Annotated in this window: 13 protein-coding genes, 1 tRNA gene and 1 pseudogene; 8 read left to right on the forward strand and 7 right to left on the reverse strand. The window is 64.6% G+C overall.

Annotated elements, in window-relative coordinates:
• The coding region (locus tag VF497_RS00995) for a PIG-L family deacetylase (RefSeq protein ID WP_330885367.1) at positions 1 to 810 on the forward strand (810 nt) is incomplete at its 5' end.
• A 254-nt stretch (positions 811 to 1,064) separates the two neighbouring features.
• Positions 1,065 to 1,670 carry a hypothetical protein gene (locus VF497_RS01000; RefSeq protein WP_330885369.1) on the forward strand — a complete coding sequence of 202 codons (606 nt, stop codon included), beginning with the start codon at positions 1,065 to 1,067 and terminating at the stop codon, positions 1,668 to 1,670.
• A 90-nt stretch (positions 1,671 to 1,760) separates the two neighbouring features.
• Here VF497_RS01000 and rnk read toward each other — a convergent pair whose 3' ends face one another.
• From rnk to VF497_RS01015, 3 genes are all read right to left on the reverse strand, one after another.
• Positions 1,761 to 2,171, reverse strand: coding sequence for a nucleoside diphosphate kinase regulator (gene rnk / locus VF497_RS01005; protein WP_330885371.1), 411 nt, complete (start codon positions 2,169 to 2,171; stop codon positions 1,761 to 1,763).
• A gap of 139 nt (positions 2,172 to 2,310) precedes the next feature.
• Positions 2,311 to 2,387 (reverse strand) — tRNA-Pro (locus VF497_RS01010).
• Between the two features lie 114 nt (positions 2,388 to 2,501).
• Entirely contained in the window at positions 2,502 to 3,143 is a 642-nt protein-coding gene (locus VF497_RS01015) for a glycine zipper 2TM domain-containing protein (protein ID WP_330885373.1), read from the reverse strand.
• A 243-nt stretch (positions 3,144 to 3,386) separates the two neighbouring features.
• On the opposite strand from VF497_RS01015, the gene cysS reads away from it, so the two are divergent.
• Positions 3,387 to 4,787: a cysteine--tRNA ligase gene (cysS, locus tag VF497_RS01020; protein ID WP_330885375.1), complete on the forward strand. Its 1,401-nt coding sequence runs from the start codon at positions 3,387 to 3,389 to the stop codon at positions 4,785 to 4,787.
• Positions 4,788 to 4,797: 10 nt separating this feature from the next.
• Positions 4,798 to 5,253 (forward strand): SufE family protein, encoded by a 456-nt coding sequence (locus tag VF497_RS01025; RefSeq protein ID WP_330885377.1) that lies wholly within the window; start codon positions 4,798 to 4,800, stop codon positions 5,251 to 5,253.
• Between the two features lie 22 nt (positions 5,254 to 5,275).
• On the opposite strand, the gene VF497_RS01030 is transcribed toward VF497_RS01025, so the two are convergent.
• Together VF497_RS01030 and dksA are read right to left on the reverse strand one after the other, a co-directional pair.
• Positions 5,276 to 5,842, reverse strand: a complete 567-nt coding sequence (locus VF497_RS01030; protein WP_330885379.1) for a hypothetical protein — start codon at positions 5,840 to 5,842, stop codon at positions 5,276 to 5,278.
• 96 nt (positions 5,843 to 5,938) lie between these two features.
• A pseudogene (dksA, locus tag VF497_RS01035) lies at positions 5,939 to 6,340 on the reverse strand (RNA polymerase-binding protein DksA); the annotation flags it as partial.
• Between the two features lie 79 nt (positions 6,341 to 6,419).
• Between dksA and VF497_RS01040 the strand changes: the two are divergent.
• From VF497_RS01040 to VF497_RS01055, 4 genes are read left to right on the forward strand one after another with little or no spacing between them, the layout of a single operon-like run.
• On the forward strand, positions 6,420 to 6,887 hold the full coding sequence (locus VF497_RS01040) for a hypothetical protein (RefSeq protein ID WP_330885383.1): 468 nt from the start codon (positions 6,420 to 6,422) through the stop codon (positions 6,885 to 6,887).
• A complete protein-coding gene (gene yidD, locus VF497_RS01045) occupies positions 6,887 to 7,123 on the forward strand; it encodes a membrane protein insertion efficiency factor YidD (protein ID WP_330885385.1) in 237 nt (78 codons plus the stop codon). The genes VF497_RS01040 and yidD overlap by 1 nt, the downstream gene beginning before the upstream one ends.
• 15 nt (positions 7,124 to 7,138) lie before the next feature.
• Positions 7,139 to 8,473, forward strand: coding sequence for a dihydroorotase (locus VF497_RS01050; protein WP_330885387.1), 1,335 nt, complete (start codon positions 7,139 to 7,141; stop codon positions 8,471 to 8,473).
• The gene (locus VF497_RS01055; protein WP_330885389.1) at positions 8,470 to 9,303 is read left to right on the forward strand and encodes a M23 family metallopeptidase; all 834 of its coding nucleotides are present in this window, start codon (positions 8,470 to 8,472) and stop codon (positions 9,301 to 9,303) included. Before VF497_RS01050 ends, VF497_RS01055 begins: the two co-directional genes overlap by 4 nt.
• A gap of 72 nt (positions 9,304 to 9,375) precedes the next feature.
• On the opposite strand, the gene VF497_RS01060 is transcribed toward VF497_RS01055, so the two are convergent.
• The gene (locus VF497_RS01060; protein ID WP_330885390.1) at positions 9,376 to 10,212 is read right to left on the reverse strand and encodes a hypothetical protein; all 837 of its coding nucleotides are present in this window, start codon (positions 10,210 to 10,212) and stop codon (positions 9,376 to 9,378) included.
• A 7-nt stretch (positions 10,213 to 10,219) separates the two neighbouring features.
• Positions 10,220 to 10,666, reverse strand: a 447-nt coding sequence (locus VF497_RS01065) for an HAD-IA family hydrolase (RefSeq protein ID WP_330885392.1), incomplete at its 5' end; no start/stop codon positions are given.

Raw genomic sequence — 10,666 nt, forward strand, 5'->3', positions numbered from 1 at the left:
GCGGAGGCGCAGGCAGCACTCGATCTGCTCGGCGTCGCCGCGGATGCGCGCGAGTTCCACGGTCTCCCCGACGCGGCGCTGACCTCGCTGCTGATGCGCGATGCGGAGCAGCTTGTCACCCCGCTGCGTGCGCGGATCGCCGCATTCGAACCGACTCATATCGCGTTTCCCGCACTCGTTGACCGCCATCCCGATCACAGCGCGGCGCATATCGCGCTGCGGCTCGCCTTGCTCGAGGACAGTCACGCAGCACGACGACTTAAATATCAGGTGCACGGTGTCGCCCGCCCGGTTGTTCCGCGTGTCGTCGAACTGAGCGACTCGCAGCGTGACACCAAGTGCGCCGCCATCGCCTGCCATCGCACGCAAATGGCTCTGAGCGGCAAGCGCTTCCTCGCTTACGCATCGTCTCGCGAGACTTACGACGAAGCCGCGGTTGCATCGCGCGACGAACATCCGCTGCGCGCACGCTTGCGCGAGGATGGCGTCTTCGAACTGAGTGTGGCCAAACAGAATCAGCATGGTAACGATCGCGTGTCGATCCTGCTCGGCGCCGCACCTGATACGTCAGCCGCATGGCATTTCCCGGTCGCGCCGTCGCGACGTTGCGATGTGGTCGACGCACGCAGCGATCGCGTCGTTGCCACGGCCGAGTGGCGCGACGAAGGCAACGCCTGGGCGACCGAGCTGCGCCTGCCTGTTTCCGCCAAGCCGGATGTAGGCTTTGCCAGACTCGCCAAGGCGCAGCCAGGACTTGTGATCTTCGACCGCTACGGCTGGCAAACGGTCGATCTCGGCGAGCGACGTTGAGCGCGGAAGTTCGTTTATCGCGCGTTTTGCCGAAAAACACCCTGCCGCCCAAGTCCCGCGAGGCGAAAAATCGGCAATTTCTTACGCGAATTTAGGTAAAAATTAACGCCCCGAGGTGCTAACTGAACGTGGCTCGGAAACTTCCTGAACGACATTCTGGGCGACGATTGACAGGGGAAAGCGGCCTGTCATTCTCCGCACCGCGCGATGCGGAAATTCACCCGCGCGCATCTCACCAATCAATGGAGACGGCAATGAAAACGTTGTTGGGTTCGGTGGCAATCGGTATCGGAGCGCTGCTGTGCCAGGGCGTCTATGCGCAGGACTCGGCGGGTCACACCGCACTGTGCAAGGACGGTACGTATTTCGACGGCGCCACGCACAAGGGCGCGTGCCGCGGCCATCAGGGCGTCAAGGAGTGGTTGGACAAGACGGCAGCGAAGAGCGACACCAAGACCGACGCGAAGAGCGCGGATACGGCTGCGACCGACGACAAGACGACGAAGAAGCATCACAAGAAGAAGGATGCGGACACGGCGACTGCCGGCACGGCAGCTGCAGCGGCAGCGACGCCCGCGGCAACCGCTCCTGCAGCAGCGGCTCCCGCTGCCACGGCGGCTACCGCTGCGACAGCGGCCAAGGAAGAAACGAAAGGCAAGCACACGCCGCCGACTCCGGCCAAGGACATCGTGGCCAAACCCGGTGGCGGCGCGGGCCTCGTCTGGGTCAACTCCGAGTCGAAGGTCTATCACTGCCAAGGCGACGAGTGGTACGGCAAGACCAAGCAGGGCTCGTACATGAGCGCGGCTGACGCTGAGAAGGCCGGTGCGCACGCAGCGCATGGCAAGGCTTGCCAGTAAGCGTTCACGACACCGTGTAACGCGGAAAGGAAAACGCCCGGCTTGCCGGGCGTTTTTCGTTCGACGCGGTCACAATCGGATCGCCGGATTCTAGCGATGGTATTCGCCCATCGCCTCCGGCTGACGAACGATTTCGAGCACCTTGAGATTCAGCGTGCGCCCACCTGGAACCTGCCAGGCAATCGATTGGCCCACGGAAAGCCCGAGCAGCGCGCTGCCTACCGGTGCGAGAACGGACACCGATCCAGGCACTCCCGCCGCGTGCGGGTAGACTAGGGAGAGTTCGTAGCCGGCATTGTTCGCCTCGTCGAGGCAGCGCACGACGGAATTCATCGTCACCACGTTCGGCGGAACCTCGCTCGGTTCGACGACCTTGGCGCGATCCAGCTCCCTGCGCAACGCATCCATCCCAGGGACACTGGCGTACTTGCCCGAGTCGACGAGATCGTTCAAGCGTTCCAGATCGAGGCTGGAGACGGTAATGGCAGGCGCGCTGGTCATGAAATTCTCCTCGGCAGCGACATAAGGATCAGAGGCAGGGGTAAAAATGAAAAAAGCCACCGCACGCGATGGCTTTTTGACAAGTCCGGCAAGGATGCCGATCTTTTCTTTGCGCGCATGGAGGCGAGCATAAATGACGTGGTCGGGGTGAGAGGATTCGAACCTCCGACTTCTACCTCCCGAAAGTAGCGCTCTACCAGGCTGAGCTACACCCCGACTTGGATGCCTCGCCGTCTGTCCGGGATAGCGCGATGGATGCGCTGCGACAGCGAGCCGCGCATGATAATGGCCGCCCGCTCCGCTTGCAACCTTTCTTGCCGGGAACCCGGCCTACTCGACCGGAACGACAGTGATTTTCACGCGCATGCGGTCGCCCGGGTCGAACGGCAAGCGCGCCATGTAAATTTCGCCCTTGTAGCGGTATTCAACGTCGTAGCCGACGATGCGTCGCTCGGGCTGCGCGGTATTGCGCACGGTGCCGCGCTGCTGCTCGCGGCAGTCGCGCAACGAGGCGCTGACCGCATCGCGTTCGGCATCGGCCTGCTGCTGGGCGTTGATCTTCTCGTCCTGCGCCGCGGCAATGCGATTGCCGGCGACACCGCCGGCGACCGCACCGCCCGCGGTCGCCACCTTGTTGCCGTTGCCACCGCCGAAGGCATGCCCGATGACGCCGCCGATCAGCGCGCCGATCACGGTACCGGCCGCGCGGTTGTCGGTCAGGTCGTTGTCGTGCGGCGGCGGAGGCGGTGCCTGGTCGTTGCAATCGACCCGCGGCGGCGCGGCGGCGTCATCGCCCGACGGCGTGGCATCGGGTATCGCTTCGTAGACCGGGTCCACGCGCAATACGTCGGCCCAGCCATAGCGGGTCGATTCCGCGGCGATCGGCGGCGGGTGCGCGGATGTGCGGTCCTGCGCATGGCAGAAACCCGCAGACAGCAGCATGCTCGCGATGAGAATGCCGGATAGCTTCATCTTGTGGCGACTCCAAACAGCGCAGTCCGACACTCGCGCCCGCGGTGACGAACCTGCGCAACCGCAGCGGATGTGCGGCGCCGGTTCCCCCCGGCGTTCGCGCGAACTGCGTTGAACTGGTCGACATTACAGCATGCACAGGCTGAATGCGGACTAAGGAAAATCGCCGTGAAACGGCGTCCGGCCAAGGGTTTAGCCGGATTTTCGAACCTGAATGCGAGGCCGTTGCGCTACAATCCAAGGATGAAACTGCGCCTGCACAACTCCCTGACCCGCCGTGTCGAGGACTTCGTTCCGCTCGATCCGCAACGCGTGACCATGTACGTCTGCGGGCCAACGGTCTACAACTACGTGCATATCGGCAACGCGCGTCCGTACGTGCTGTTCGGCCTGCTCGCGCGCCTGCTGCGCCGCGAATATCCCAAGCTCGTCTACGCGCGCAACATCACCGACGTCGACGACAAGATCAACACGGCCGCGGCCACCGCGGGCGTGCCGATCGCGACGATCACTGACCGCTACGCCGCCGATTTCCGCGCCGACATGGCAAGACTTGGCGTCGACGCACCGGACATCGAGCCGCATGCGACTCAGCACATCCCGCAGATCATCGCGATGATCGAGCGCCTGATCGCGGACGGCCACGCCTACGCGGCCGAGGGTCACGCGCTGTTCGATGTCGCCTCGTTCCCGGCTTACGGCGAACTGTCCGGCCGCTCGACCGACGAGATGATCGCCGGCGCACGCGTCGAAGTCGCGCCATACAAGAAGAACCCGGCCGACTTCGTGCTGTGGAAACCGTCGACGCCCGACCTGCCCGGCTGGGACAGCCCCTGGGGCCGCGGCCGCCCGGGCTGGCACATCGAATGCTCGGCGATGAGCGAGGCGCACCTTGGCGAGACGATCGACATCCACGCCGGCGGCAACGACCTGCTGTTTCCGCACCACGAGAACGAAGTCGCGCAGTCGACCTGCGCGCACGGCGGCAAGATCTTCGCGCGCTACTGGCTGCACAACGGCATGCTCAGCGTCGAAGGACGCAAGATGTCGAAGTCGCTCGGCAACACGATGGTGCTGCACCAGTTGCTCGAGAAATATCCGTCCGACCTGCTGCGCTACATGCTGATGAAGGCACACTACCGCCAGCCGCTGGACTGGTCCGCGGCGGCGCTCGAACAGGCGCAGCGCACGCTCGACGGGCTGTACACGACGCTGCGCGATCTCGCCGCGGTGCCGGCTGCTCCCGCCGACGAGTTGCCGGAAGAATTCCTCGCCGCGCTCCACGACGACCTCAACACGCCCGAGGCGCTGGCAGTGCTGTCGCGCCTTGCCGATGCGGCACGCAAGGCCGGCGACCCGCAGACGCAACGCGAAGCGAAGTCGGCACTGCTTGGCGCAGGCGCGTTCCTCGGCCTGCTGCAGGTCGATCCGGAAGTCTGGTTCCAAGGCGCAACGCAGGATTCCTCTCTCGACGAAGCGCATGTGCAGCAACTCGTCGACGCGCGCCAAGCGGCGAAGAAGGCGAAGAATTTCGCCGAAGCCGATCGCTTGCGCGCGGAACTGCTCGAGCTTGGCATTGTCGTCGAGGACACGCCGCAGGGTCCGCGCTGGAAACGCACCAGCGCCGCCACCGTGGCGGCGTGAGGAGGCGATCGTGACCGCCCAGCCCGATATCCGCCTGCCGGCCGAAACCAGCGCGCAAGCCGCGCAGGAAGCGATCGCCGAGGAGTTCGCCTTCTTCGGCGACTGGACCGAGCGCTACCAGTACCTGATCGACCTCGGCCGCAAGCTGCCTCCGTTTCCCGACGCGCTGAAGACCGAGGAGCACAAGGTGCAGGGTTGCCAGTCGCAGGTCTGGCTGGTCGCCAGCGGCGACAGGCAGCGCCTGGATTTCCAGGCCATCAGCGATTCGGCCATCGTTTCGGGACTTATCGCCTTGCTGCTGCGCGTCTATTCCGGCCGCAGCGCGCAGGAAATCCTCGATACCGAGCCGCGCTACATCGAAACGATCGGCCTCGCCAAGCACCTTTCGCCGACGCGCAGTAACGGCCTCGCGGCGATGCTGCAGACGATCAAGCATTACGCGCAATCGGCGGTCGACAACGCCTGAATCTGCGGTCGGGCGCGCTCGGTCAACGCAGGCGCATGAACAGCAGCGCGATATAGACCAGGAACGTCAACGCGCTCGCCACGCTCATTGCCTTGTGGAACCACTCTCGCTTGGTGACCGCAGCGACGATCGCCAGCGCAATCCAGCCGAGATGGAAGGCGACATCGGCCAGGTCGTTGGGCAAATGGCCCTCAAAGAAAAACGGTTTCGCCAGGCTGATGAGCAGAGTGACGACGATCAGGGAAAAAAATATTCGCCGATGCGCGAAATAATGCTTGCGCAGGTCGATGATCTGTTCGCCGAAAAAATCCGGCAGAACGAGCGCAGCAAGCAGATACAGCGACGTCGTCTGCGTGACCACGAGGGCGAACATCGGAAAGGTCCACGTCCGCACCTGGCGCAGTTCGAACAACGCCCACCACCCCTGCATGGCTACGATAAACAGGAAACCGGCGAAAACGAAGGTCGGCCAATACGGAATGACGCGAGCGCGCGAAAGCACCACCCCGCGCACCCCCTTCAATATCTGGGTGATGGCCAGGCCAAGAATGATCGAGATGAGGACAGAGAGGTAATTGAACGCATCCATCGACGTTCATTCCCGAGCGGAGTGCGGCCTACCCTGCCGCCGTCGTCGCGATGACGACGGCGTCGATGCGGAAGCAGGCAGACGACGAGGAGATCCTCAATCGCCCATCTGCTTCTGACGATGCTCCCAGCGCTCCTGCGCATCGAGCGACAAGGTCGCGATCGGACGCGCGTCGAGGCGATCGATGCCGATTTCCTCGTCGGTCTCCTCGCAATAGCCGTAGCGGCCTTCCTCGATGCGCTTGAGCGCCTTGTCGATCTTGCCGATCAGCTTGCGGTAGCGGTCGCGCGTGCGCAGTTCGAGCGAGTTCTCGGTCTCGCGCGTGGCGCGCTCGGCCTCGTCGCCGACGTCGCGCACTTCGTCGCGCAGGTTGTCGATGGTCTGCTTGGATTCCTCGACGAGATCCTCGCGCCACTTCTGCAGCTTCGCGCGGAAATAGGCGAGATGGCGCGGCCCCATGTACTCCTCTTTCGGCGAGGGGCGATAGTTGGCCGGAAGGTCGATGACGACGTTGCTGGGGAGCGCGTAACGTCCATCTTCGCGCGTGACGGTATCTGGAATGGGTGCTACTGCGGACATGTTGCCTTTCGTGGAAGCTGTTTGTTTCGGGGGAGCCGCTTTTTTCGCGACCGCCGGTTTGGACGAATGCGCTGGCGCCGGCTTGGCCGGACGCACGGGTTTTGCGACGGGTTTCTTGGCTGCCGGCTTCTTCACCGCGACAAGTTTCTTGACCGGACGTTGCGGTTTGACGACGGTTTTCGCGCGCAAAGCCTTGGCCGGGGCCTTTTTCGCCGCCACGGGCTTCTTTGCCGCCTTCGCCGGCTTCTTGACCGCAGCCTTCTTCGGCGCCGGCTTTTTCGCAACGCCGGCCTTGGCCTTCCCTGCCTTCTTCTTGGCGGGACTTGCAGGTTTACGCTTCGATGTCGCCATAATCCTTCACCATTGTCGCCCGGCGGTCGCGTGTTATAGCCCAATCGCCCCCGCACGGCAACCATTACCCGTGCTGCGCTGCGCCTTGATCGACGCGGCAATCGAAGATTCGTGATGGCCCGACTGTTGCTAACTCTCATTGGACTGTACCAACGCCTGCTGAGCCCGCTGCTCGGCTCACGCTGCCGCTTCCATCCGAACTGCTCGGAATACGCGCGCGTCGCGGTCGCGCGTTTCGGCGCGACGCGCGGCGGCCTGCTCGCGATCTGGCGCATCCTGCGCTGCCAGCCGTTCAGCGAAGGCGGTATCGACGAGGTACCGCAAACCTTTACACTCCGTCGCAACCGCTGAACGAGTCGCTGTGCCATGAGTGATGTCCTGATCGTCAACGCCGACATCGTCAACGACGGCCGTCGCTTCCCCGGCGACGTGCGCGTGCGCAACGGGCGCATCGAGGCCGTCGGCAGCCAGCTCGCCGCGCAGGCGAACGAGCGCGTGTTCGATGCACGCGGCCGCCTGCTGCTGCCCGGCATGATCGACGACCAGGTGCATTTCCGCGAACCGGGGCTCGAACACAAGGGCGATTTCTTCACCGAATCGCGCGCCGCGGTCGCCGGCGGCGTCACCAGTTTCATGGAAATGCCGAATTCGAAGCCGACGACGACGAATCGCGAAGCGCTCGAAGACAAGTATGCGCGCGCCGCGAAAAGATCGCTGGCCAACCACGCGTTCTATCTTGGCGCGACCAACGACAACCTCGAGGAAATCCAGCGCCTCGATCCGCGCGCTGCCTGCGGCATCAAGATCTTCATGGGCGCCTCGACCGGCAACATGCTCGTCGACAATCCGGCAACGCTCGATGCGATCTTCCGCGACGCGCCGACCCTGATCGCAACGCACTGCGAGGACACGCCGACGATCGACGCCAATCTCGCCGCGGCGCGGGTGAAATACGGCGACGCGATCCCGATCGCGGAACATCCGTTCATCCGCTCGCGCGAGGCCTGCATCAAGTCGACGCGCCTCGCGATGGAGCTTGCGCGCCGCCACGACTCGCGCCTGCACGTGCTGCACGTCACCACCGCCGAAGAGCTTGAACTGTTCGCGCCTGGTCCGTCTGACGGCAAGCGCATCACCGCCGAGACCTGCGTGCATTTCCTGCAGTTCAGCAGCGAGGATTACGCGGCCAAGGGCAACCTGATCAAGTGCAATCCGGCAGTGAAATTGCCGTCCGACCGCGCCGCGATCATCCGCGCGATCAACGACGGCCGCATCGACATTCTCGCCACCGACCATGCACCGCACACCTGGGAAGAAAAACAGCAGGGCTACGAGAAGGCGCCGTCCGGCCTGCCGCTCGTGCAGTCGGTGCTGCAATGTGCGCTCGAGCGCTGGTTCGACGATCAACTGCCGCTCGAGTTGATCGTGGAAAAGACCGCGCATGCGCCGGCACGGTTGTACAACGTGCACGAGCGCGGTTACATCCGCGAAGGCTATTGGGCAGACTTCGTGCTGATCGATGCCAACCTGCCGCATACGGTCACGCGCGAAGAGACGTTGTCGAAATGCGGCTGGTCGCCGTTCGAAGGTACGACATTCCGTTCGACGATCGCCGCCACCTTCGTCAACGGCCATCTCGCCTGGCACGAAGGCAGGCTCGACGACACGCAATTGGGCAAACGCCTGGAGTTCGATCGATGAAGTGTGTGTTTCCGGCCGTCGGCCTCGCCTTCGCAGTCTTTTCCGTCCACGCCGCCGACCGCGACCTGCAACTGCCCGATCAACTGCAGCAAGGCCAGCTCGTCGTCGGCCATGCGCCGAAAGGCGCAAAGATCGAATTCGCCGGACGGCGCGTGCTCATCGGCGACGATGGCGTGTTCGTCTTCGGTCTCGGCCGCGACGCGCCGGCCGAGGAAAAACTGCATATCCGCTATTCGAACGGAAAAGCCAACGACGTCGTGCTCAAGATCGCCAAACGCGAGTACGAGACCGAACACGTCAACGGCCTGCCACCGCACACGGTCACGCCGAATCCCGAGCTGATGAAGCGCATCGAGCGCGAACGCGCACGCGTTGCCGAAACGCGCCACCGCAACGATGCACGCGAGGACTTCGAGCAGGGCTTCTTCGATCCGGTCGAGAATGCCCGCGTCAGCGGACTGTGGGGCCGCCAGCGCATCGACAACGGCAAGCCGATGGCGCCGCACTTCGGCCTCGACTTCGCCGTGCCGAACGGCACGCCGATCCGCGCGACCGCGCCGGGCGTGGTCACGCTCGCCGAGATGGGCATGGTCCTCAACGGCGGCATTGTCGTGCTCGACCACGGCCACGGCGTCAGCACGACCACGATCCACATGAGCCGCATCGATGTGAAGGCCGGGCAGAAGGTGAAACAGGGCGATATCGTCGGCCTCGCGGGCGCCACCGGGCGCGCGACTGGTCCGCATGTGCACTGGGCCGCGAACTGGTTCGACGTGCCGATTGACCCCGCCCTGCTGCCCAAGTCGAGCGATTTCGCGAAGGCGCCGTGACCGCGGAAAATCCGCGAAATCGACACTGACGGACTTGTCATCCCGCAGGAAATGACGAGAAACCGCAATTCGCTATTTTTGCGCCGATGCGCGCGCCTCGCGCCACGACCACCACAATGCCTTCCAGCGCGCGGCACCGGGCTGCGCCATCACGGCGCGCAGCGGATCGTCGGCGCACACGGCACTTTGCATCAGCGCAAGATCAAGTCGCGCGCGCACGCGCCTGGCCAGTGGCACACGCGGCGCCTCAGCCAGCGCGCTTTGCAGCACGGCCGCAAGCCGGCCGAGAAAATCGCGCGCCAGTTCGCTGCGTTCCGGTGCCGATTCGGCCAGCGCCGCACGCGTCAACTCATGTCGTGCCAGCAGGTCGAGCGGCACGGGCAAGCGTTCGGGCGCATCGGCCAAGTGGCGCAGCGCGAGCAGCAGATGCGAGATCGTCCACAACTTCGCCGTCGCCGTAGTCGCCGCGGCTGACGCGTCGAACAGTGCCGCTTCGATCCGTGCAATGGGCGCGTACAGTGCCGAATAATCCGACAGCAACGATTCCATATCGGAGGCGGCGCCGGCATGGCGAACAGCGAGTGCGCCGTCGCACAGCGCCACCCAATCCGCCACATCGCCCTTCGCCGTTTGCGGATCGGCGAACAGCACGGCGCTGAGCGGATGGCGTGGCGATCCGGACGCGGCAGCGAGCAGTTCCTGTCGCCACCACTGGAGTTTCACTTCGGCGACGTGCGCCTCGCGCAGGCCGAACGCGGCCTGTTCGAGTTCGTGGATCAGACTGCCGAACGCGGCCGAACGCAGGCGCGCATCGGGCGCGAGGAACAGCGCGACGGTGGCCTGTTCGGGATTCGCCGCCAGCCATTTCTCCTCGAAACTGGCGAAGGCGCCGGCTTGCGCGTCCGACATGGCGAGTTCAATCCAGGCCGAGCGCGGGAATCAGATCCTGCGGTCGGGCAACGACGATGTCCGCGCCCCAATCGCGGGGATCCTCTCCATCGAGATAGCCCCAGCCCGCCGCGACGGTGCGCATCCCGGCGGCGCGGCCGGCCTCGATATCGCGCGCGTCGTCGCCGACGTAGACGCTGCGCGTCGCATCGACGTTCGCCAACTGCGCCGCATGCAGCAGCGGCTCGGGATCGGGCTTGCGTTTGGCGAGCGTGTCGCCGCCGACCAGAGCCGCACTACGCGCGGCGAGGCCGAGTTCCGCGACGACACTGCGCGCGAGGCGCTCGGGTTTGTTGGTGACGATGCCCCATGGCAGGGCACGCGCATCGAAATTCGCGAGTACCGCGTCGATGCCGTCAAACGTGCGCGTAAACAATGCGATCTGCTGGGCATACAACTCGAGATAGCGCGGCAG

It is taken from the genome of Rudaea sp., from assembly GCF_036383415.1.
Classification (GTDB): domain Bacteria; phylum Pseudomonadota; class Gammaproteobacteria; order Xanthomonadales; family Rhodanobacteraceae; genus Rudaea.